Origin of the sequence: Streptomyces sp. NPDC001922, from assembly GCF_042891165.1 — a bacterium.
Classification (GTDB): Bacteria; Actinomycetota; Actinomycetes; order Streptomycetales; family Streptomycetaceae; genus Streptomyces.
Genome location: NZ_JBIASV010000005.1, coordinates 259,357 through 281,557, shown reverse-complemented (window position 1 = coordinate 281,557; position 22,201 = coordinate 259,357). Strand labels below are relative to the sequence as shown.

The 22,201-nt window shown below is 74.8% G+C and carries 16 protein-coding genes; 7 read left to right on the top strand and 9 right to left on the bottom strand.

Translation table 11 applies throughout. From position 1 onward, the window contains the following. Positions 1–19 precede the first annotated feature (19 nt). The 3 genes from ACFYYR_RS11190 to ACFYYR_RS11180 all read right to left on the bottom strand — a co-directional run bounded on the left by ACFYYR_RS11190 (position 20) and on the right by ACFYYR_RS11180 (position 6,851). On the bottom strand, positions 20–1,708 hold the full coding sequence (locus ACFYYR_RS11190) for a serine/threonine-protein kinase (protein WP_388849923.1): 1,689 nt from the start codon (positions 1,706–1,708) through the stop codon (positions 20–22). A gap of 261 nt (positions 1,709–1,969) precedes the next feature. After that, positions 1,970–4,492, bottom strand: coding sequence for a protein kinase (locus tag ACFYYR_RS11185; RefSeq protein WP_388849920.1), 2,523 nt, complete (start codon positions 4,490–4,492; stop codon positions 1,970–1,972). A 361-nt stretch (positions 4,493–4,853) separates the two neighbouring features. Continuing rightward, positions 4,854–6,851 carry a protein kinase gene (locus tag ACFYYR_RS11180; protein ID WP_388849917.1) on the bottom strand — a complete coding sequence of 666 codons (1,998 nt, stop codon included), beginning with the start codon at positions 6,849–6,851 and terminating at the stop codon, positions 4,854–4,856. A 198-nt stretch (positions 6,852–7,049) separates the two neighbouring features. Here ACFYYR_RS11180 and ACFYYR_RS11175 point away from each other — a divergent pair, with 198 nt between their 5' ends. Next, a complete protein-coding gene (locus tag ACFYYR_RS11175; protein WP_388849914.1) occupies positions 7,050–8,249 on the top strand; it encodes a serine hydrolase domain-containing protein in 1,200 nt (399 codons plus the stop codon). Positions 8,250–8,341: 92 nt separating this feature from the next. Beyond that, positions 8,342–9,607, top strand: a complete 1,266-nt coding sequence (locus tag ACFYYR_RS11170) for an SUKH-4 family immunity protein (RefSeq protein WP_388849911.1) — start codon at positions 8,342–8,344, stop codon at positions 9,605–9,607. A 310-nt stretch (positions 9,608–9,917) separates the two neighbouring features. On the opposite strand, the gene ACFYYR_RS11165 is transcribed toward ACFYYR_RS11170, so the two are convergent. Next, positions 9,918–11,624, bottom strand: coding sequence for a glycerol-3-phosphate dehydrogenase/oxidase (locus ACFYYR_RS11165; RefSeq protein WP_388849908.1), 1,707 nt, complete (start codon positions 11,622–11,624; stop codon positions 9,918–9,920). 224 nt (positions 11,625–11,848) lie between these two features. On the opposite strand from ACFYYR_RS11165, the gene ACFYYR_RS11160 reads away from it, so the two are divergent. From ACFYYR_RS11160 to ACFYYR_RS11150, 3 genes are all read left to right on the top strand, one after another. Continuing rightward, positions 11,849–13,111 carry a nucleotide sugar dehydrogenase gene (locus ACFYYR_RS11160; RefSeq protein WP_388849906.1) on the top strand — a complete coding sequence of 421 codons (1,263 nt, stop codon included), beginning with the start codon at positions 11,849–11,851 and terminating at the stop codon, positions 13,109–13,111. A gap of 217 nt (positions 13,112–13,328) precedes the next feature. Beyond that, positions 13,329–13,934: a hypothetical protein gene (locus ACFYYR_RS11155; protein WP_388849903.1), complete on the top strand. Its 606-nt coding sequence runs from the start codon at positions 13,329–13,331 to the stop codon at positions 13,932–13,934. Between the two features lie 205 nt (positions 13,935–14,139). Continuing rightward, complete coding sequence (locus ACFYYR_RS11150) at positions 14,140–14,667, top strand: hypothetical protein (RefSeq protein WP_388849900.1); 528 nt, start codon at positions 14,140–14,142, stop codon at positions 14,665–14,667. 148 nt (positions 14,668–14,815) lie between these two features. Here ACFYYR_RS11150 and ACFYYR_RS11145 read toward each other — a convergent pair whose 3' ends face one another. The 4 genes from ACFYYR_RS11145 to ACFYYR_RS11130 form a co-directional block, all read right to left on the bottom strand. After that, positions 14,816–15,943 (bottom strand): GuaB3 family IMP dehydrogenase-related protein, encoded by a 1,128-nt coding sequence (locus ACFYYR_RS11145; protein WP_351510743.1) that lies wholly within the window; start codon positions 15,941–15,943, stop codon positions 14,816–14,818. A gap of 99 nt (positions 15,944–16,042) precedes the next feature. After that, positions 16,043–17,545, bottom strand: coding sequence for an IMP dehydrogenase (gene guaB, locus ACFYYR_RS11140; protein WP_388849897.1), 1,503 nt, complete (start codon positions 17,543–17,545; stop codon positions 16,043–16,045). 69 nt (positions 17,546–17,614) lie between these two features. Further along, positions 17,615–18,217 carry a sigma-70 family RNA polymerase sigma factor gene (locus ACFYYR_RS11135; protein WP_351510747.1) on the bottom strand — a complete coding sequence of 201 codons (603 nt, stop codon included), beginning with the start codon at positions 18,215–18,217 and terminating at the stop codon, positions 17,615–17,617. A gap of 507 nt (positions 18,218–18,724) precedes the next feature. Next, positions 18,725–19,336, bottom strand: a complete 612-nt coding sequence (locus tag ACFYYR_RS11130) for a response regulator transcription factor (protein ID WP_003948568.1) — start codon at positions 19,334–19,336, stop codon at positions 18,725–18,727. 374 nt (positions 19,337–19,710) lie between these two features. Between ACFYYR_RS11130 and ACFYYR_RS11125 the strand changes: the two genes are divergently transcribed. Continuing rightward, positions 19,711–20,016 (top strand): WhiB family transcriptional regulator, encoded by a 306-nt coding sequence (locus ACFYYR_RS11125; protein WP_351510749.1) that lies wholly within the window; start codon positions 19,711–19,713, stop codon positions 20,014–20,016. A gap of 78 nt (positions 20,017–20,094) precedes the next feature. On the opposite strand, the gene ACFYYR_RS11120 is transcribed toward ACFYYR_RS11125, so the two are convergent. After that, positions 20,095–21,033 (bottom strand): LysR family transcriptional regulator, encoded by a 939-nt coding sequence (locus ACFYYR_RS11120; RefSeq protein WP_388849893.1) that lies wholly within the window; start codon positions 21,031–21,033, stop codon positions 20,095–20,097. 178 nt (positions 21,034–21,211) lie between these two features. On the opposite strand from ACFYYR_RS11120, the gene ACFYYR_RS11115 reads away from it, so the two are divergent. Further along, complete coding sequence (locus ACFYYR_RS11115) at positions 21,212–21,985, top strand: SDR family NAD(P)-dependent oxidoreductase (protein ID WP_388849890.1); 774 nt, start codon at positions 21,212–21,214, stop codon at positions 21,983–21,985. Positions 21,986–22,201: the final 216 nt, after the last annotated feature.

Sequence of the window (22,201 nt, the reverse complement as noted above, 5' to 3'; positions counted from 1 at the left end):
CGGTCGCGCCGGCACCGGACTACGAGCCGGTCCGGTGGAAGGTGTCCAGTGCGGTGTCGAAGTGGCGTCGCGCCCGGGCCCGTTCGGCGACCGGAGCCGTCATCGACACCTCGTACCTCCGGCCGCCCTCGTCCCAGGTGAGGTCGTAGGTGCACCGGGGTCCGCTCCCGGCCGCCCCGTCCCAGGTGAACTCCCGGCGCGCGGCCGGCCGTCCGCGGAACGAGGCCCCGTCGACCCGGGCTTCGCGGTATCCCCGGTAGTGCTCCGGCCCCTTGCCGTTCGCCCTGCGCAGCGCGGCCAGCGGGCTGCCCGCCCCGGTCTTCCCGATGCGGACCCCGAGCCGGAGGACCGCGCCGGGCGAGGAGTAGAGGACCCGTGGGGGATCGAGGGAGCGGATGAAGCCCGTGGGCACCGCCATCCGGAACCCCTCGGGGTCGAAGACGGTGCGGTAGCCCTTCGGCGCCGCCGTCGAGGAGCCGGACGGGCCGGGCGTCCCGGGGGCGCCGGTCCCCGTGGGGCCGGTCGTCTCTGTGGCGGTCGAGGTCACGGTCACCGCGGGTGACGGGCTCCGCCCGGACGCGGACGGCCGCCCGCCCGGTCCGCCCTTTCCGCCGTCCCGGCTCCAGGTGGCCGAAGGCCCCACGCCGGTGCCCCCTCCGGGCGCCTCGTCCACGAGCATCGCCACAGCGGCCACCCCGGCCCCGAGCGCCGCCGCGACGAGCAGCGCAGCCGCCACGGCCGTACGGGCGCGCGTCGCGCCCGAGCCCGGCGGCCCGCCGACGGGACCGGACACCGTCGCCGCGGTGTCCCCCGGCGGCTCCACCGCACCCCGCCACGCCCGGGAAACGGAAGGGGACTGCTCCGGCATCCGCCCCGTGCGCAGGTACTCCGCGAGCAGCGACTCGGCGGTGGCCGCGTCCAGCCGGCGGTCCGGGTCGCGCTCCAGCAGGCCCCGGACGACCGGCATCAGCGGGGCCGCGGCGTCCGGCGGGCGGATCACATCGGAGACGACGGCGTGCAGCACGCCGCCCAGCGAGTCCCGGTGGAACAGGGACCGGCCGCTCAGCGCGGCGCAGAGCAGCACCCCGAGCGACCAGAGGTCCGACTCCGGGCCGGTCCGGCTGCCGGACATCCGCTCCGGGGCGGTGTACTCGGGCGAGCCGACGAACGAGCCCCTCTCGGTGATCGTCGTGCCCCCGCTCACCTGGGCGATCCCGAAGTCGGTGAGCACCACGCGCCCGCTGCCCCGCTCCATCAGGACGTTGGCCGGCTTGACGTCCCGGTGCAGGACGCCGTGGGCGTGGGCCGCGCGCAGGGCGCCCAGCAGGGCGAGCGCGATCCGCGCCGCTTCGCGCGGCGGCACCGGCCCGTCGGCGGAGAGCTGGTCGCTCAGCGAGCGGCCGTCGACCAACTCCATGACGATCCAAGGCCGTTCGTCCTGCTCCACCACGTCGTGGACGACGATGACATGGGGGTGCTGGAGCTGCGCCACCGTCCGCGCCTCGCGCAGCGTCCGCTCCCGCCGCAGCCGGGCCTCCGATTCCGGAAGCCCGTCGTCCCGGTATAACTCCTTCACGGCGACCTGGCGGCCCAGGAGTTGGTCGGTGGCGCGCCACACGACGCCCATTCCGCCACGCCCCAGCCGTGCGCCCAGCCGGTACCGACCGGCGAGCAGCCGTCCGCCCTCGCCACCGCCGTAGCTCCCCATGAGGCCCATCCTGCCCCACCGGTGTCCCCGCCGGGACAGGGCCATAGGGGTGGACTTCCCTGGATCTGCGGCGTGTTGCCCGGCTCGCCGGCTTGACACGGGGTTCGTCCGGGCGAGGCGGAGCGCGGCGGGCGCGCGTGCTGCGGAGCGCGGGCTACGGAGTGCGCGGGCGCGGGCCGACGGGCGCGAGCCCGGAGTGCGCGGCCTGCGGCGACGGCTCCCGCCGAGGCCGATCCGTCCGCCGAGGGGCCGGTGAGCCCGTCAGCCCGTCACCCGGTACGTCACGCTCGCGTGCCGGAAGAAGCGGTCGACGTCCTCGCGCCGGTCGTCCGGGCCGAGGACCAGGACGAGGTGGTAGCGGCCCTGAAGGATCATCGCCAGGTTGCGGCCGTAGATCTGGCGGCCGCTGCTGTCCTTCCACCGGAAGGTGCCCTCGGCCATCGCCGTGGTCCCGACGTCGATCCGGCGGAGCCCGGAGGCCGAGGCCCACTGGGACGCCCGGAACGACGCCAGTTCCTGCTCCCGGTCCTGCTGGTAGGCCATGGGGTCGCTGCCGAAGCGGGCCACCCGGTCCCGGCCGGGCACCACGATCAGCTCGCAGTCGCCGCCGAGATAGCGCACCTGGCCGCGGGAGTTCTCGCCGCGGCGCTCCCAGTCCCGGTGGACGGCCAGCCGGAACCCCCGGGGGTCCTTGCGGACCGCGAAGCCCTCGGGAAGGCCGGCGGACTCGGTGGACAGCGTCTCCCGGGGCGACGAGCCCTCCGTCGTGCCCCCGCTCCCCCGGTCGTCCCCGTCCGCCGGGCCGCCCTCGCCCGCCGGGTCGGGCGCCGGGCTCACCGAACCGGCCGTCTCCGTACGGGCGGCACCCCGGTCCTCGGTGGCCCCCGGCAGGAACAGCACCGCGTACGCGACGGCCGCGGCCAGGGCGAGCAGGATCAGCGCCAGCAGCGTCAGCCCGAGGGTGCGCGGACCTCTCCGGGCCTTCTCCCGGCCCCGCTTGTGCCGCCCGTGCGCCACGGCCGGGTCGGTGGCGCGCCGTCTGCGCACCACTTCGCCCCGGCGGCGCAGCACCGGCAGCCGGCGGGGGTCGGCCGGCTCGCCGGTGCCGAGCGAGGGGACGGTCACCGTGCGGCTGCCGAGCTCGGGCTCCGGCGCCGACCGGATCAGCGAGCGGAGCCAGCCGCGCAGTTCCTCGAAGTCCGGGCGCTCCAGGGGGTCCTGGCGCAGCAGCGACTCGACGACGGGGCGCAGCGCACCGCACTCCTCCGCGTAGGCGGGCGGCTCGGCGCACACCATCTGCACCAGCTCGGCCGCGCTCTCCTCGGGGAAGGGGGCATGGCCCTGGACGGCGCGGAAGAGGAGGGCGCCGAGCGCCCAGAGGTCGGTGGCGGGGCCGACGGGCGGCGCGAGCTGCCAGTTGCCGTGGACCGGACCGGCCTGCTCGGGGGCCCAGCGCTCGGTGACGGCGCCGACCACGAGGATGCGCGCCTGCCGGGCCCGTTCGGCGGCCAACGGTGTCTCCGGGCCGCGGTGGACGGCGGCGCCGGGGGCGCCGGCCCGGCCGGTGCCGCCGCCGCGGAGCGGCTCTCCGCCGGGAGGCCCGGCGTGCCCGTACCCGTGCTCGTGCTCGTGCGCGGAGTGCGCGGAGTGCCCGGAGTGCCCGGAGAGGCCGGAGAGGCCGGAGAGGCCGGAGAGGCCGTCCGCGGCCTTGGCGAGCCCGGCCCGGCGGGCGGCGGGCACGCCCCCGGTCCGGTCGTCGTCCCGGGGGCGTCCGAGCGGGCTCGCGGGCAGCTCACCGCGGGTGGCGGGCCGCGCCGGCGGGGCGCCGCCGGGCGCGGGCGCGGCCCAGGGGGTGACCTCGGCGCGCGGGCCGGCGTCGGTGCTGCGGCGCGGGGCGGGCAGCCCGGGGGCGGCCTCCGTCCCCGGCCGGAGGTCCGAACGGGCCGCGGCCCGGGTACCCGCCCGGTAGGCGGCGATCGCCTCCGCACGGGCGGCCCGGTCATCACGGGCGGCCGGGTCGTCCGGTCCGTCACCGGACGCGGCAGGGCCGGGCCAGGGCGCGCGCTCCGCGGTGTCCGGGCCGGTGCCGGGCTCCTCGTCCGGACCCGCCGGGCCCTCGCTCCCCTCCGCCGGGTGCTCCCGCCCCTCCGGCTCCGCCGGCGCTCCGGGGCCACCGGACACCGGGCTGTCGTCCGGTGCCCGCGGCACCGGGTCGTAGCCGCACAGCGCCTCCTCCGCGGCGCCGGCCGCCAGGCCGGTGAGCACGGCCCGCCCGTCGTCGCAGACCAGAACGGTGCGCGCGGTGATGTTGCGGTGGATCCAGCCGTGGGCGTGGAGCGCGCGGAGGGCCGTCAGCACATCGGCGGCGACCTCGGCCGCGCGGTGCGGGGACATCGGCTTCTCGGCGAGGAGGGCGGCCAGCGGACGCGCGGCCACCAGTTCGCTGACGACCCACAGACTGCCGTCGTCGGCGAAGACGTCGAAGACCTGGTCGAGCCGGGGGTGGTCGGGTATCGCGGCGGCCGCCGCGGCGGCGTCGATGGCGCGCCGCACCGCCGGGTCGTCGGGCCGCCGGGCCGTACGCCCGGGCGCGGGGGCGCCGTAGTGGCCGTCCGCGCCGACGACCTCGGCCTCCACCACCTCCGGCAGGGGTATCTGCCGGACCAGCACCTCCTGGCCGCTGAAGGTGTCGAAGGCCCGGGTCTCCACCAGGTCGTAGACGTCGGAGGGCGGCCGGGGCAGCCGGTAGCGGCCGGCGAGCACCCGACCCGCGTAGTCCTCCACGACGCCTCCCCGGAGCGCGCGATCCACACCTCACCCAGCCGGACCCGCCGGCCGTACGAACCGTCACATCCACTCGGCTTCGGGCGCGTTACGGCTGCGTACGGTCCGCGGGAACTCACGATACGTGCCGGAGCCGGACCCTGCCGAGCGGACGGCACAACCGACGGCGTCCGGGCGGCCGTTCACCGCGGGCCGCCCGGCTCCCGGACGGCCCGGCGCGGGGACGTCCACGACGGGGAGGCGGCCCGTCGCGGGGACGGTCCGCCCGTCCGCGACGGACTCCGGCCGCCCGTCGGCTTCCCGGACCGGACGGGCCCGGCGCCTCGGTCCCGGCCTCAGTACCGGTCCCGTCCCCGAGGCCTCAGTCCTTGGGCTGGAAGGTCTTGAAGGCCATATCCCGGATCGTGGAGCACTCCTTGCCCTTCCAGGCGTCCTTGCCGCAGGAAATCATGATCGAGTAGCCGTGGTCGCCGTCCACCTTGAAGCCCCGGTTCAGCACCCGCACCTGACGGCCGTTCTGGGTGCGCTCGAAGGACCAGTCGGCGACGGTCGGGTAGTTCCGGTAGTCGACGCTCCGGATGCCCAGCGAGCGGTAGCCGGACGAGTTGCTGCGCACCGCGGGCTCCAGGCTCCGCCACGCGGCCGCCGCGTCCGTCCCCGGCGAGGAGCCGAAGTCGACCTGCACCCGGGGGAAGCCGCCGGACGCGCTGAAGATGCCGCCCGAGTTCTGGCCCGCGACCCGGGTGAGCTTCCACTTCTCCGGCATCTTCATGGAGAAGTGGAAGCGGCTGTTGGACACCGTGGCGAAGCCCGCCGGCTCGCCCTTCCCGCCGTCGCCGTCCTTCTTGCCGTCCTTCGGCGGGCGCTTCCCGTCCTCGGGGGACTCGTCCTTCCCGGCGCCGCCCTGCGGCTTCTCGGTGGGCCGGCCCGCGTCCTCGTCCCGCTCGCCGTCCTGGCCGGCTCCCCCGCCGGTCTCCTCCGCGCGGGTCTGCGCGCCGGTGGCGGTGGCCCCGCCGTTCCGCGGCCCCTCGGCGACGTTGCCGTCCCCGCTGTTCAGCGTGAGGGCCAGCACCAGACCGATCACCGCGAGAGCGATGACCACGGCGACGATCACCAGCGTGCGGCGGGGCACCACATCGGTGAGGGAGACCCCGGTGGTCCGCCGGCCGCCGTTGCCCGCCGGGCCCTCCGCGGACGAACCGCGCGCCCCGGCGGACGACTTCGCGCCGGCCGCCCGGGCAGCCGCGGCGGACCTGGCGGCAGCCGCCGACTTCGCCACGGACGACGACTTCTCCTTGGCCGCGGCGGCGGCGCCCCGCACCGCCTGCAGCGCGCCGCGCATCCGCTCCTCCGCCTCGGCGCGGGCCGGCGGCTTGGCCCTCGGCTGCGGCTCCGGCCGCGGCTCCGCCTTGGTCTCGGCCTTCTTCTGCGGCTTGGGAGCGGCCTTCTCCTCCGGCACCGGAGGCGTCGGCAGCATCATCGTGCGGGTCGGCTCGGGCGCCTGCGGACCCTGGTCCTCCGGGGCGCTCAGCGCGTCCTCCAGCAGGGCCCGCGCCCCCGCGTCGTCCAGCCGCTGCGCCGGGTCCTTGGCCAGCAGGCCGTAGATGACCTCCTCCAGCGGCCCCGCGTTCTTCGGCGGGTCCAGCGGCTCGGTCATCACCGCGGTCAGCGTCGCCAGCGCCGAGCCCTTGTCGTACGGGGGAACGCCCTCCACGCAGGCGTACAGCAGGCCGCCCAGCGACCAGAGGTCCGCCGGCGGGCCGGGCTTGTGGCCGCGGGCGCGCTCCGGCGCGATGTACGAGGGGGCGCCGACGAGCATGCCGGTGGAGGTCACCGAGGGGTCGCCCTCGACCTGCGCGATGCCGAAGTCGGTGAGCACGACCCGGCCGTCGTCCGCGATGAGGACGTTCGAGGGCTTGACGTCGCGGTGCAGGATGCCCTCGCGGTGCGCCGCGCGCAGCACGTCGAGGACGGCGAGCCCGACCTCGGCGCTGCGCTGCGGGGTGAGGCCGCCGGTGTCCCGGACGACGTCCGCGAGGGAGCAGCCCTCGATGAGCTCCATGACGATCCAGGGCCGGTCGTCCTCGTTGACCACGTCGTAGACGGTGACGGCGCCGGTGCTGCGGATCCGGGCAATGGCCTTTGCCTCACGCAGCGTCCGGGTGATGAGCCGCTTCTTCTCGTCCTCGTCCACGTTGGTCGAGAACCGCAGTTCCTTGACGGCGACCGTCCGGCCGAGGGTCTCGTCGTGGGCGCGCCAGACCGTACCCATGCCGCCGCGGCCGAGGACCTCTCCGAGCCGGTAGCGCCCGGCGAGGAGCCGTCCTGTGGTTCCCTGCGTCTGCTCCGCCTTCGACATGAATCCCCTCAGCCCTGCAATCAATCCACGATGGCGCCGAGTTGGCTGTCGTCCTTGGCGACCTGTCGGCGCTTTCGGTTCCAACTCGGGCGGCCCGCCCCCGGCAGAGCCCTCATTCTCCCTCATGCACGGGTGTGGGGAAGGCCCGGGTCCGCCTCGGCGGGCACCCTGCCGCCGTCCCACCGGGAGGAGCGGGTCATGATGGGGCCACCCGACGAAAGGCCCGGCATGGCCCAGCGCACCGCCCGCACCCCCGTGGTGGCGGCCGTGCTGGCCGCGCTGCTGGCGGGCGGCTGCGCCCCGCAGGAGCGCCCCGCCTCCGCCCCCGCGCGGCCGGGCGTGTCCGCCGCCGTCCGGGGGCTGGTGACCGAGGGTGACGCCCCGGGCGCGGCGGCCCTGGCGCGGGACGGGCGCCGTACCTGGTTCGGCACGGCCGGGGTGGCCGATGTGCGCAGCAAGCGGCGGATCCGGCCCGACGACCGGTTCCGGGCCGGGAGCGTCACCAAGACCTTCGTGGCCACGGTGACGCTGCAGCTCGCCGCGGAGCAACGGCTGCGCCTCGACGACACCGTGGAGCGGCACCTGCCGGGCCTGGTGCGGGGCAACGGCAACGACGGCCGCCGGATCACGGTCCGCCAGCTCCTGGACCACACCAGCGGGCTCTTCGACTACACCGGGGACCGCGAGCTGCGGGACCAGTCCTTCGGCAGGGGACTCCCCGTGCACCGGGCGGGCTCCCGCACGCCCCGGCAGCTGGTCCGGGTGGCGCTGCGCCATCCGCCCCGGTTCCGGCCGGGCACCGGCTACCGCTACTCGAACACCGACTACATCCTGCTGGGCCTGATCGTCCGGCAGGTCACCGGCCACCCCTACCCGGCGGAGATCCGGCGCCGGATCCTCCGTCCGCTGCGGCTGTCCGGCACCTCCTTCCCGGGTACCCGGGAGGGCCTGCCGGCACCGCACGGCCGGGCGTACTCCACCCGGCCGCCCGGCCCCGGAGGCCACCGCCGGAAGCGCGTGGACGTCACCGCGCTGGACCCGTCCAGCGCCGGCGCCGCCGGGGAGATGGTCTCCACCCTCGACGACCTCGGCCGCTTCCTCCAGGCGCTGCTGAGCGGCCGGCTGCTGCCCGCGGCTCAGCTGGAGCGGATGCGGGACACCGCGGGGACCCACGGGAAGTACGGGCTGGGCCTGTTCCCGGTGCGGCTGCCCTGCGGGCGGACGCTCTGGGGGCACAACGGCGTCATCAACGGCTCCTACGTCCTGGTCGTCGGCACCGCGGACGGCCGCCGGGTGTTCGGCTACCGCGTCAACAGCGATGTGATGCGCGACCGGCAGGCGGAACCCCGCCTCCTCGCGGCGGAGTTCTGCCGCAGGAGCCCGGCGCCGCGCTCCTGAGCCGCCCCGCACCGGAGCGCCGGCCGGCACGGCGCACGGCCCCGCGGCCCGCCCCGCGCCGGCCCGTCGCACCTCGCTGCCAGGATGGCGTCATGATCAGCGAGACGGACGCATGGGCGGACGCCCCGGAGCGGCTCCTGGCCGCCGAACGGGCAGCGGTACGGGAGCACATCGAGCGCCGGCCGGCCGGGGACCACCCGGGGGTCGAGGTGTTCCGGCAGGCCGAGGCGGTATTCGGCACCGCGGAGGTACCGCGCGCCGAATTCGCGGCCTGGCTCCACTTCGCCGCAACGATGCTCGGTCACCAGGCGTACGCCGAGCGGATCGCGGCAGCCGAACCGGGGATGCCCTGGCGGGCGGTGTGGGCGTGGTGGCGTCCGGTGCGGACCTACTCCGCGCATCCGAACCTGACCTGCCCGGAGGCCCTCGGACTGCAGCACCACAACGGCCGTGCGCTGCTGCGCGTGAAAGCGGCCTGGGAGGACACCTGGCTCGACCTGGAGACCGGTTCGCCGGTACCGGCCCCGCCGGAGGAGACCACCGCGCCCCTGCCCTCCCGCCACGGCGCGGTGCCCCCGTTGCACGGCTCGGCCCTGTACGCGCCCGAGAGCTGGGCGCACGCCACGCCGCTCGTCGCCCCGGACGGCCGCACCCGGTATCTGGTCGCGGACACCTGCGGCCTCGCGCTCCTGGACACCGACCCGGAGGTGCTGCACGACTGGCCGCGGGGCGGTCTCGACCACACCTCGGCGCTGGAGGGCGCGCCGGGGCGGGTGCCCTCCCGCCCCGGCCCCGCCGGCCCGCTCACCGCCGACCGTGTCGACGCGGCGTTCGCCCCCGTCGACGTCGTCCGCACACCCGGCCCCGAGCTGCCGGTGGCCCTGGAACACCCCGGCAGCCGGGCGCACCTGCGCGACATCGGACTGCCGTCGTGGTGGGCGTGCGCCTGGACGACCTTCGAGCCCTGCCCGGCGGCGAAGATGACGCCGCCGAGTGAGGCGGACCTGACCGGGGTGGCGCTGCCGGCCGGCGTCGAGGCCGCCGATCTGCTGCTCCTCGGCTCCAGCGAGCACGGCGAGCTGTATCTGCACCGCCGCGAGGGCGGCGTCCACATCGTCACCGAGGGCGAGTGCGTCCGGCTCTCCCCCGGCCTGGACCACTTCACCCGCGTGCTGGAAGGTGTACGCCGCTACATGGAGGCCTGCTGGCACCCGCGCCCCGGTGAGGACGCGGCGGAGGACTTCTTCGCGGAGCTGGACGCGCTGGCACCGGACACACTCGACCCGGGCAGCCGCAGCGGGGAAGTCTGGGAGTACTTCACCGCCGGCATCACCGTCCTGAACGAGGACGGCTTCTGAACGAGGACGGGTTCTGAACGAGGACGGCTTCTGAACGGCCCGGACAGTACCGGAACCCGCCCGTCGTGAGGACCGGCGGTGCCGGGGAGAGCAGCCGGCGCGGGGAACGGTCCCGGCCGGTGCCGCCGCGCCGTGCCGCACCGGCTCCCCCGTCCTCGCTCCCCCGTCCGGCTCGCCCGGGGCCGCCGCTCCGCCCGGCCCGGGGCCGCCGCTCCGCCCGGTCCGGGGCCGCCGCTCCGCCCGGTCCGGGGCCCGTGGCGCGCCGGCCCGAGGCGCCACGGGCCCCGGACCGGCCCCGCCGCCGGACGGTTCAGAGCGGAACGATGTCCCGCGCCCCGAGGCGGGCGGCGTCGGCCGTCTGGTCGTCCGGCTGGCGCTGCGACTCCCGCTCCGCCTCCACCCGCTTCTCGTAGTGCTCGACCTCCTTCTCGATCTGGTTCGCGTCCCAGCCGAGCACCGGCGCCATCAGCTCCGCCGCCTCCCGGGCGCTGCGGGCGCCCCGGTCGAAGGTCTCGATGGAGATCCGGGTCCTGCGGGTCAGCACGTCGTCCAGGTGCCGGGCGCCCTCGTGCGAGGCGGCGTAGACGATCTCGGCGCGCAGATAGTCGTCGGCCGTGGCGAGCGGCTCGCCCAGGGCCGGGTCCTGCCGGACCAGCTCCAGCACCTCCTCGGCCAGCGAGCCGTAACGATTCAGCAGGTGCTCGATCCGCGCCACGTGCAGCCCGGAGCCCGCCGCGATCCGCGCCCGGGCGTTCCACAGCGCCCGGTAGCCCTCCGCGCCGACCAGCGGGACGTCCTCGGTGACACAGTCCGCGACCCGCTGGTCCAGGCCGTGCACCGCCTCGTCCACGGCGTCCTTGGCCATCACCCGGTACGTCGTGTACTTGCCGCCCGCGACGACGACGAGGCCCGGCGCCGGGTGGGCGACCGTGTGCTCCCGGGACAGCTTGCTGGTGGCCTCCGACTCGCCGGCCAGCAGCGGGCGCAGCCCGGCGTAGACGCCCTCGACGTCGTCCCGGGTCAGCGGCACGGCCAGCACCGAGTTGACGTGCTCCAGCAGATAGTCGATGTCGGCGCTGGAGGCGGCCGGGTGGGCCTTGTCCAGGTCCCAGTCGGTGTCCGTGGTGCCGATGATCCAGTGCCGGCCCCACGGGATCACGAAGAGCACGCTCTTCTCGGTGCGCAGGATCAGCCCGGACGTGGAGTGGATCCGGTCCTTCGGCACGACCAGATGGATGCCCTTGCTCGCCCGGACGTGGAACATCCCCCGTTCGCCGATCAGCCGCTGGGTCTCGTCCGTCCACACCCCGGTGGCGTTCACCACCTGCTTGGCCCGGACCTCGTACTCGCCGCCGCCCTCGACGTCCTGCACCCGCGCCCCGACCACCCGCTCGCCCTCGCGCAGGAAGCCGATGACCCGGGCCCGGTTGGCCACCTCGGCGCCGTAGGCCGAGGCCGTGCGCACCAGCGTCGCCACATAGCGCGCGTCGTCCATCTGGGCGTCGTAGTACTGGAGGGCGCCGACGAGGGCGTCCTTCTTCAGGCAGGGCGCCACCCGCAGCGCGTGCGTGCGGGTCAGGTGCCGGTGCGCGGGCAGGCCGCGGCCGTGGCCGGAGGAGAGCGACATGGCGTCGTAGAGGGCGACGCCCGATCCGGCGTAGACGCGCTCCCACGCCCGGTGGGCCAGCGGATACAGGAACGGCACCGGCTTCACCAGGTGCGGTGCCAGCCGCTCCAGCAGGAGCCCGCGCTCCTTCAGCGCCTCCCGCACCAGGGCGAAGTCGAGCATCTCCAGGTAGCGCAGTCCGCCGTGGATGAGCTTGCTCGACCGGCTGGAGGTGCCGGCCGCCCAGTCCCGCGCCTCGACCAGCCCGGTCGCCAGCCCGCGGGTGGCCGCGTCCAGCGCGGTGCCCGCGCCGACCACGCCCGCGCCGACGACGAGAATGTCCAGCTCCCGCTCCGCCATCCGGGCGAGTGCCTCACTGCGCTCGGCCGGTCCCAGTGTCGCTGTCCTCACCGCTGCCTCCCGTCCTGATCCGGGTCGCCGCTGCCGTCGCCGACCGGTTCCCGGTGCCTGCGCACCCCGGGCCATCCTGCGCCCGCGGCGGCAACACCGGGGTCTCCACCATCAGCCAATCCTCAATATCAGTCATATGTGTGCTTAGCCTTACATACAGCACAGCCAGCACATACGGCACAACCAGCCACGAAGCCTCGTCTCGGGAAGGACGGCCCGCAGCCATGCCCGCAGACCTCGCCGTCATCGGACTCGGTCACCTCGGTCTCCCCCTCGCCCAGGCCGCCACTGCCGCGGGTATTCCCACCATCGGCTACGACACCGACGTCCGCGCCGTCGCCGAGCTGCGGGCCGGCCGCCCCCCGGTGGACGGATCGCTCACCGCCGCCGAGCTGCGCCGGATGCTCTCCGGCGGCTTCCGGGCCACCACCGACCCGGCGGAGCTGGGCCGCGTCCGCACGGCCGCGATCTGCGTGCCGACCCCGCTCGGCGAGGACCGGGCACTGGATCTGTCCGCGGTGGCCGAGGCCGCCCGCATGCTGGCCGCGCGGCTGCGTCCGCACGCGACCGTGGTGCTGGAGTCCACCGCCTACCCGGGCACCACCGAGGAATTCCTCCGGCCGATCCTGGAGGAGGGCTCCGGTCTTCGCGCCGGACGGGACTTCCACCTCGCGTACTCCCCCAGCCGTCTCGACCCGGGCAACCGCGTCCACGGCCACGCCGGAGTCCCCAAGGTCATCGGCGGTCTCACGCCCGCGTGCACCGAGGCCGCGGCGGCGAGCTACGGCCGGTTCACCGACCGCGTCGTCCGGGCGCGCGGCCCCCGCGAGGCCGAGACGGTCAAGCTCCTGGAGACCAACTACCGGCACGTCAACATCGCCCTGGCGAACGAGATGGCGGTCTTCTGCCACGACATCGGGGTGGACCTGTGGGACGTGGTCCGCTGCGCCGAGACCAAGCCGTTCGGCTTCCAGGCCTTCCGCCCCGGGCCGGGGGTCGGCGGCCACGGCGTCCCGATCGACCCCAACTACCTCTCGTACCGGGGCCGCAGCTTCGGCTACCCGCTGCGCATGGTGGAGCTGGCGCAGGAGGTCAACGGCCGGATGCCGCGCTATGTGATCCAGCGCTGCGCGACCCTGCTCAACGAGCACGGCAAGTCGGCGCGCGGCGCCCGGGTGCTGCTGCTCGGCGTGACCTACAAGCCCGACGTCGGCGACCAGGAGGGCTCGCCCGCCCGGGAGATCGGCTCCCGGCTGATGGAGATGGGCGCCCAGCTCAGCTATCACGACCCGTACGTCCCGCAGTGGCAGGTGACGGGCCGTCCGGTGCCGCGGGCCGACGCGCTGTACGAGGCCGCGGCCGAGGCCGATCTGACGCTGCTGCTCCAGCACCACCGCACGTACGACCTCCAGGGGCTGGCGGTCAAGGCCCAACTGCTGCTGGACACCCGGGGCGCGACACCCGCGGGCGCGGCCCACCGGCTGTGATTCCCGCGGCCCGCGGCCGGAATCACCTGCCGGGGCGTGTTTCGACAGTAGCGTTGTCCGCCCGAAGGGCGGACACCTCCGGCCGGACGGGACTGTCGAAACACGCCCTGGCGTCGCACCGAGCCGGGTCGGGAGAGTTGACGATGGGCGAAATCCACGACACCACCGGGGGACACCTCACCGGCGGCCGCCCTTTCGGGTGCCGCGCAGCCGCTCCGTGAGCGATGCCGCGCGACGCGAGGAGAGGGCGCACGTCGGGGTGACGGTCCGGCAGCAGTCCGGAAGTCCGGGGAGCGCCCGGGTGCCCGGCGGCACCGGAGCGCGCGCGGCCGCGCACGGCAGCCGGAGCGCCCACAGGGCCCCGGACGGCGGGCCGTCCGACGGACGCACCGGCCCCGGGGTGGCCGTGGGCGCCGCGACCGCGGCGGTCTCCGCCCTGGTCCTGGGCTTCGCCCAGGGCTCCTTCGGCCGGACCGGGCACGAACTCGGCTACTGGGCCCTGGCGATCGGCCTGCTCGTGGGCGTGGCGCTGGGCACCGCGGGCGGACGCTCCCTGCCGGCCTCGCTCTGCGGCATCCCGCTGGCCGCGGCCGGTGTCGCGGTCGCCCAACTGCTGGCGGCGGCCCTGCAGGTGGGCACGGTCGAGCCGGAGTACTCCGCCGTCGATCCGCTGACCGGGCACGCCGGACCGGCTCTCGCCTACTGGCGGCACGAGATCCTGAGCCGGAACGACATCGCCTTCTACACCGTCGCCGCCCTGGAGGGCTTTCTGGTGGCCCGGCGTGTGGCGGAGGTCCGGTCGCCCTCCCCCGGCCGGCCGTGATCCGGCTTCGGTCCAGCCCTGCTCCGGCCCGGAACCGGCGCTGCCGCCGCCCCTGCGGTACCAGCCCGGTCACGGACCGTGGAATCCCCTTGTCGGACCGTCAGCACCTGTTAATGTTCTGGCCGAAATCCGCGCAACCGCACTCCAGTCCGAATTCTGCCCGGATTCCGGAACGCGGTGCCACAGGGACATCCACGGGGGAACGATGAACCAGCCTCAGCAGCAGCCCGGACAGCAGTACGGCCCGGCGCAGCCCGGCGGCTCCCCGCCCCCGCAGCAGCCCTTCGGCATGCCCGGCGGCTTCCCGCCCCCGGCACCGGCCGCCCGCCGGGGCACCACCGGCCTGGCGATCGTCGCGGGTGCGGCCGCCATGCTGATCGGCGCGGCCGCCTACGGCGGGATCTTCAAGGCCTTCGACGGCACCCAGATCGGCTACCTCGCGGTCGGTGTCGGTGCCCTCGTCGGCGCCGTCCTCGGCAAGGCCGGCGGACGGCATCCGGTGCTGCCCGTCGTCGGCGCCGTGCTCGGCCTGCTCGGCGTCTACTGCGGGCAGCTGTTCGGCTTCGCCCTGGTGATCTCCGACATCGGCCGGGGCTCGCTCGTCGACGTGCTCACCCAGCACCTCGACCTGCTCTCCCAGGCCTGGAAGAAGAGCCTGGAGCCCGTCGACGCGCTCTTCTTCGCGCTCGCGGGCTTCGCCGGCTTCAGCACCGCGAAGAAGCTCGGGGCCTGACCGGGACGGACGACAAGCCCCCCGGGACGGACGAAAGCCCCCGGCCGCATCGCGGCCGGGGGCTTTCCTGCTCACCCGACGGGCACCTCGTCCCGTACGGAGCGCCGGGGCGGCCGGGGCTCCGGCGCCTCGGTGCCCGCCGTACGCCTCAGCGGTTGTCGTGCTGGGACGGTGCGACCGTCACCTCGACCCGCTGGAACTCCTTGAGCTCCGAGTAGCCGGTCGTGGCCATCGCCCGGCGCAGCGCGCCGAAGAAGTTCATCGAACCGTCCGGGGTGTGCGAGGGACCGAGCAGGACCTCCTCGGTGGTGCCCACCGCGCCGAGGTTCATCCGCTTGCCCCGCGGCACGTCCTCGTGCACCGCCTCCATGCCCCAGTGGTGGCCGCGGCCGGGGGCGTCGGTCGCCCGGGCGAGCGGGGACCCCATCATCACGGCGTCCGCGCCGCACGCGATGGCCTTCGGCAGGTCACCGCTCCAGCCCACGCCGCCGTCGGCGATCACGTGCACGTAGCGGCCGCCGGACTCGTCCATGTAGTCCCGCCGCGCCGCGGCCACGTCGGCCACCGCGGTCGCCATCGGCACCTGGATGCCAAGCGTGTTGCGCGTGGTGTGCGCGGCGCCGCCGCCGAAGCCGACCAGCACACCGGCCGCGCCGGTCCGCATCAGGTGCAGCGCCGCGGTGTACGTGGCGCAGCCGCCGACGATCACCGGCACGTCCAGCTCGTAGATGAACTGCTTCAGGTTCAGCGGCTCGGCGGCACCGGAGACGTGCTCCGCGGAGACCGTGGTGCCGCGGATCACGAAGATGTCGACCCCGGCGTCCACCACGGCCTTGGAGAACTGCGCGGTGCGCTGCGGGGAGAGCGCGGCGGCGGTGACGACACCGGAGTCGCGCACCTCCTTGATGCGCTGCCCGATCAGCTCCTCCTTGATCGGCTCCGCGTAGATCTCCTGGAGCCGGCGGGTGGCGGTCCGCTCGTCCAGCTCGGCGATCTCGGCGAGCAGCGGCTCCGGGTCCTCGTACCGGGTCCACAGCCCCTCGAGGTTGAGCACACCCAGTCCGCCCAGCTCACCGATGCGGATCGCGGTCTGCGGCGAGACGACCGAGTCCATCGGAGCGGCCAGGAACGGCAGCTCGAACCGGTAGGCGTCGATCTGCCAGGCGATCGAGACCTCCTTCGGGTCCCGGGTGCGCCGGCTGGGGACGACGGCGATGTCGTCGAACGCGTACGCCCGGCGGCCGCGCTTGCCGCGCCCGATCTCGATCTCAGTCACGTGTGTGGCCCTTCCCTCAAGGTTCTGCCGTTCCAGTATCCCCGACGCGCATGCCGGAGCCCGCGGGCCTGTGCCCGCGGGCTCCGCAGTGCGCTCCGGTCAGCGCCGGCTGTAGTTCGGCGCCTCGGTCGTCATCTGGATGTCGTGCGGGTGGCTCTCCTTGAGACCCGCCGCGGTGATCCGGACGAAGCGGCCCTTCTCCTTGAGCTCCGCGACGTCCGCCGAGCCGACGTAGCCCATCGACGCCCGCAGGCCACCGATGAGCTGGTGCGCCACCGAGCCCAGCGGGCCGCGGTAGGGCACCTGGCCCTCGATGCCCTCGGGGACCAGCTTGTCCTCGGAGAGCACGTTGTCCTGGAAGTAACGGTCCTTGGAGTACGAGGCGGCCTGCCCGCGGGACTGCATCGCGCCCAGCGAGCCCATGCCGCGGTAGGACTTGAACTGCTTGCCGTTGATGAAGACCATCTCGCCCGGCGACTCCTCGCACCCGGCCAGCAGGCTGCCCAGCATCACGGTGTCCGCGCCGGCCGCGATGGCCTTGGCGATGTCACCGGAGAACTGCAGGCCGCCGTCGCCGATCAGCGGGACACCGGCCGCGTTGCACGCCCGCGCGGCCTCGTGGATCGCCGTGACCTGCGGCACGCCGATGCCGGCGACGACCCGCGTGGTGCAGATCGAGCCCGGACCGACGCCGACCTTCACGCCGTCCACGCCCGCGTCGATCAGCGCCTGGGCGCCGTCCCGGGTCGCGACGTTGCCGCCGATGACGTCCACCGGGACGTTGGACTTGACCTTGGCGATCATGTCGAGGATGCCGCGGCTGTGGCCGTGCGCGCTGTCCACGACCAGGAAGTCGGCACCCGCCTCGACCAGCGCCTGCGCCCGGTCCAGCGCCTCGTCGCCGACGCCCACCGCGGCGCCGACGATCAGCCGGCCCTCGGCGTCCTTGGCGGCGTTCGGGTACTTCTCGGCCTTCACGAAGTCCTTGACCGTGATGAGGCCCTTGAGCACACCGGCCTCGTCGACCAGCGGAAGCTTCTCGATCTTGTGGCGGCGGAGCAGCTCCACCGCGTCCTCGGCGGAGATCCCGACCTTGCCGGTGACCAGCGGCATGGGCGTCATGACCTCGCGGACCTGACGGCTGCGGTCCATCTCGAACGCCATGTCGCGGTTGGTGACGATGCCGCGGAGCTTGCCCGAGGCGTCGGTCACCGGCACACCGCTGATCCGGAACTTGGCGCAGAGGGCGTCCGCCTCGCGCAGGGTGGCGTCCGGCCGGACGGTGATCGGGTCGGTCACCATCCCGGACTCGGACCGCTTCACCAGGTCGACCTGGTTGGCCTGGTCCTCGATGGAGAGGTTGCGGTGCAGCACACCGACACCGCCCTGGCGGGCCATGGCGATGGCCATCCGGGCCTCGGTGACCTTGTCCATCGCCGCCGAGACCAGCGGGATGTTGACCCGGACGTTGCGGGACACCCGGGACGAGGTGTCGACCGCGTTCGGGAGCACCTCGGACGCGCCCGGCAGCAGCAGCACATCGTCGTATGTCAGCCCGAGCATCGCGAACTTCTCGGGCGTTCCCTCGACGTTGTCAGTCATGACACCTTCCCCAGTGCTCTTGCCCAGCGCGGACTCCCATGCTAACGGCCGCCGGGGGGTGGTCGGAGGCTACTGCTCGGCCAGCGCCCGGAGCCTGCTCAGGGCCCGGTGCTGGGCCACCCGGACCGCGCCCGGCGACATCCCGAGCATCTGGCCCGTCTCCTCGGCCGTCAGCCCGACGGCGACCCGCAGCAGGACCAGCTCGCGCTGGTTCTCCGGCAGATTCGCCAGCAGCTTCTTGGCCCACTCCGCGTCGCTGCTCAGCAGCGCCCGCTCCTCCGGCCCGAGCGAGTCGTCGGGCTGCTCGGGCATCTCGTCGGACGGCACGGCCGTACTGCCCGGACCGCGCATCGCCGCCCGCTGCAGATCCGCGACCTTGTGCGCGGCGATCGCGAAGACGAAGGCCTCGAACGGCCGGCCGGTGTCCCGGTAGCGGGGCAGCGCGCAGAGAACCGCCAGGCAGACCTCCTGGGCCAGGTCGTCCACGAAGTGCCGGGCGTCGCCCGGCAGCCGCGACAGCCTGGTCCGGCAGTAGCGGAGCGCGAGCGGGTGCACATGGGCCAGCAGGTCGTGGGTGGCGCGCTCGTCACCCTCGACCGCGCGATGGACGAGCGCGGCGATGCCCCCAGGGCCTGAGGCCATGGGGGAGCCCCGGTTCTCGTCTTCGCGCATCGGTCCATGGTGCCTTGGCGCGGGATGCTCCTCGGCACCGCGTCCGTAGTTGTGCACCGAAGCGTTATGAGCAGGTGCGCCGGTTGTCACGTCCTGCGCCCTCCCCCCGGCCGAGCCGTCCCCGAGACACTCCATGCTTCAAGGATGCGGCAGAGCGCGCGAAACGTACTCACCCCGCCCGCCGCGGTACCGACCGGGGCCGCCCTTTTCCTGCGGCGGACCCTCCGGACCGGCTGTGGAACTGTTCGCCATCTCACGCCCGGGCCGCCGCACTCCGGTGACATCCGCCACCCCGGCGACGGCCCGCGACGCGGCACGGAGCCGCCGGCCGCCCGGCTCCGGGGCCGGGCGCGCTCCGCCTCCCGGCCCCCGGAGCTCCGCACGGCACGGACGGCCGTCCGCCCGGTGGGTGCGGAGCCGTGGGGCGGGGCAGGGGCAGCCACAGGACTCCCCCGGCCCGCGGCACGAGGCGTCCCGGAGCCGGCCCGACAGGACACCGGGACCGGCCTAGCGGACCAGGCCCCAGCGGAAACCGAGCGCGACGGCGTGCGCGCGGTCCGAGGCACCGAGCTTCTTGAAGAGCCGCCGGGCGTGCGTCTTGACCGTGTCCTCGGAGAGGAAGAGCTCACGGCCGATCTCGGCGTTGGAACGGCCGTGGCTCATCCCCTCCAGCACCTGGATCTCCCGCGCGGTCAGCGTGGGCGCGGCGCCCATCTCGGCGGACCGCAGCCGGCGCGGCGCGAGCCGCCAGGTCGGGTCCGCGAGCGCCTGGGTCACCGTCGCGCGCAGCTCGGCCCGCGAGGCGTCCTTGTGCAGATACCCGCGGGCACCGGCCGCCACCGCCAGCGCCACACCGTCGAGGTCCTCGGCGACGGTGAGCATGATGATCCGGGCGCCGGGGTCGGCGGAGAGCAGCCGCCGCACGGTCTCGACACCGCCGAGTCCGGGCATCCGTACGTCCATCAGAATCAGGTCCGAGCGGTCGGCACCCCAGCGGCGGAGGACTTCCTCGCCGTTGGCGGCCGTCGTCACGCGCTCGACGCCGGGCACGGTGGCAACCGCGCGGCGGAGCGCCTCTCGGGCAAGCGGGGAGTCGTCGCAGACGAGGACGGATGTCATGGCCGCCCTCCGCAGCTGATGCGCGTCACCTTGAGCCTCCAGGCTGGTACGAATCGTCACCTGTGCGATTGACCGCCTCGGACGTGCGCCCGAGTACTTGTTTCGTCAACCGCCTCCGCACTCTCAACGACGGTCACCCGAAAGAGTTACGGGCTACGTCGGCTGCTCTCAACACTCTACGTGAGGGCTCGGACACGCATCGAGCGCACCGCGCGGCCGGGCCCTCCGGATGGACTATGCCCTATTTGGCGGCTTTTCTTCACATCTGCCGGTGTCTGTCGCTAGATTCGCAATGAGTCATATTTACATCTACTTACACAGTGGATGTACGGTCGGGCTGTATCCGCACCGGAACACCTCCGAGGGGATAAGCAATGGCAGATTTCTCCCGCCTTCCCGGTCCCAACGCCGATCTGTGGGACTGGCAGCTCCTGGCCGCCTGTCGCGGAGTCGACAGCTCGCTGTTCTTCCACCCCGAGGGCGAGCGCGGCGCGGCACGGAGTGCGCGTGAGGCCTCGGCCAAAGAGGTCTGCATGCGGTGCCCGGTACGTGCCGAGTGCGCGGCGCACGCGCTGGCGGTCCGTGAGCCCTACGGAGTCTGGGGCGGGCTGACGGAGGACGAGCGCGAAGAGCTGATGGGGCGGGCCCGGCACCGGGTCATCGCCACCACGAGCAACTGACAGGACAGCGGGAACCGGAACTGAAGAAACGATTCATCACGGCTCGCACGCCGCCGACCGGGGATTCTGCCGACCGGATCAGCGCAGCGCGGCGCGGGCCAGTCGGTCGAGCATGGCCCCGACCGCCGGAACCCGGGCCAGATCGGGAAGCGTGAGCGCCACGACTTCGCGCTGCACGGCCGGTTCCACACGCACCGTCGCGACGCCCTTGGCCGGCGCCGCCCCCCAGCCGCCGCCGACGGACGGGCCCGCCAGCGCCAGCTCGGGCAGCAGCGCCACCCCGAGCCCCGCCCCGACCAGCCCGATCACCGCCGGGTAGTCGTCCGTGGCGTAGTCGATCCGCGGCGAGAAACCGGCGTCCTCGCACACCTCGACCAGGTGCCGGCGGCAGCGCGGGCACCCCGCGATCCAGGGCTCCTCGGCCAGTTCCGCGACACCGGCCCGCTCCGCGGCGGCGAGCCGGTGCCCCTCGGGCACCACCCCCACCAGGCGGTCCGTGAGCAGCGGCCGGACGACCAGGTCGTCCCACTCCGCGGCGGCGGCCGGGTCGGCGCCCCGCACCTCCGGATAGCGGAAGGCCAGCGCGATCTCGCAGTCGCCGGCCCGCAGCAGCTCCACCGAGCGCGGCGGCTCGGCCTCGACCAGGGAGATCCGGGTGGCGGGGTGGTCCGCGCGCATTTCGGCGAGCGCCGTCGGCACGAGGGTGGAACTGCCGCTGGGGAACGAGACGAGCCGGACCCGTCCGGCGCGCAGCCCCGCGATCGCGGCGACCTCCTCCTCCGCGGCGGCGAGCCCGGCGAGGATGCCGGCGGCGTGCCGCACCAGGGCCTCCCCGGCCTCGGTGAGGCGCATCTCGCGGCCGGCGCGGACCAGCAGCGGGGTGCCGACGGACTGTTCGAGCGCCTTCATCTGCTGGCTGACGGCGGGCTGGGTGCAGCCGAGCTCGCGGGCGGCGGCCGAGAACGAGCCGGTGGCCGCTACGGCGCGGAGCACTCTCAGATGACGGGCCTCGATCATGCCCTCAACCATAAGGGAGGCTTTGGGGGGCGGGGACGGAGTGCGGGCGTGGGGGTGGGGGCGGGGTACGGGCGACGCGCGGGCGGAGGGGTGCGCGCGGGGTACGGGCGGAGGGGCCGCGTCCGCTGCGGGCCACCGGGCATGGCCGGGCGGGAGGCCGGCCGCTAGCGTTTCGCGCATGACGACTGCACTGATCACAGGAGCCACGGCGGGTATCGGGGCGGCCTTCGCCCGGCGGCTCGCCGCCGACGGGCACAACCTGGTGCTGGTCGCCCGGGACGCCGGGCGGCTCGCGGAACAGGCCACCGAACTCCACGACCGGCACGGAATCGAGGCCGACGTCCTGGTCGCGGACCTCGCGACGGAGGCCGGGATCGCGGCGGTCGAGGCGCGGCTGGCCGAACGCCGGCATCCGGTGGACCTGCTGGTCAACAACGCCGGCTTCGGCAACAAGGGGACGTTCCTCGAGGTCTCCATGGCGGACGAGCTGACGATGCTCAAGGTGCACTGCGAGGCGGTGCTCCGGCTGACGTCCGCGGCGGTCTCCGGGATGCGGGAGCGGGGGCGCGGCGGGGTGGTGAACGTGGCGTCGATGGCGGCGTTCGTCCCGCGCGGGACGTACGGCGCGAGCAAGGCGTGGGTCGTGCAGTTCACCCAGGGCGCGGCGCGGGACCTGGCCGGTTCGGGGGTGCGGCTGATGGCGCTCTGCCCGGGGTTCGTGCGGACCGAGTTCCACGAGCGGGCCGGGATGGACACCGGCAGTGTGCCGGGCTGGCTGTGGCTGGACGCGGACCGGCTGGTGGCGGCGGCGATGAAGGATCTGGCGCGGGGGCGGACGCTGTCGGTGCCGGATCCCCGGTACAAGGCGCTCGCGGGGCTGGCGAAGCTGGCGCCTCGGGGGGCGTTGAGCGGGATCACTTCTCGGACGGGGCGGCGGTACGGGCCGCGCTGACGGGGGGCGCTGAACGGGGGCGCTGCCGGTGGGGGCGGGGTGCGGGGTGCGGGGTGCCTTGCCAGGCCGGGGTGCGGGGCGCGGATGGCCGGTGCGGGGGCGGGGGGCGGGGGGGGGGGGGGGGGGGGGGGGGGGGGGGGGGGGGTTTTGGGGGGGGGGGGGGGGGGGGAAGAGGCGGCCCGCCCGCGCCCCCCCCCCCCCCCCCCCCCCCCCCCC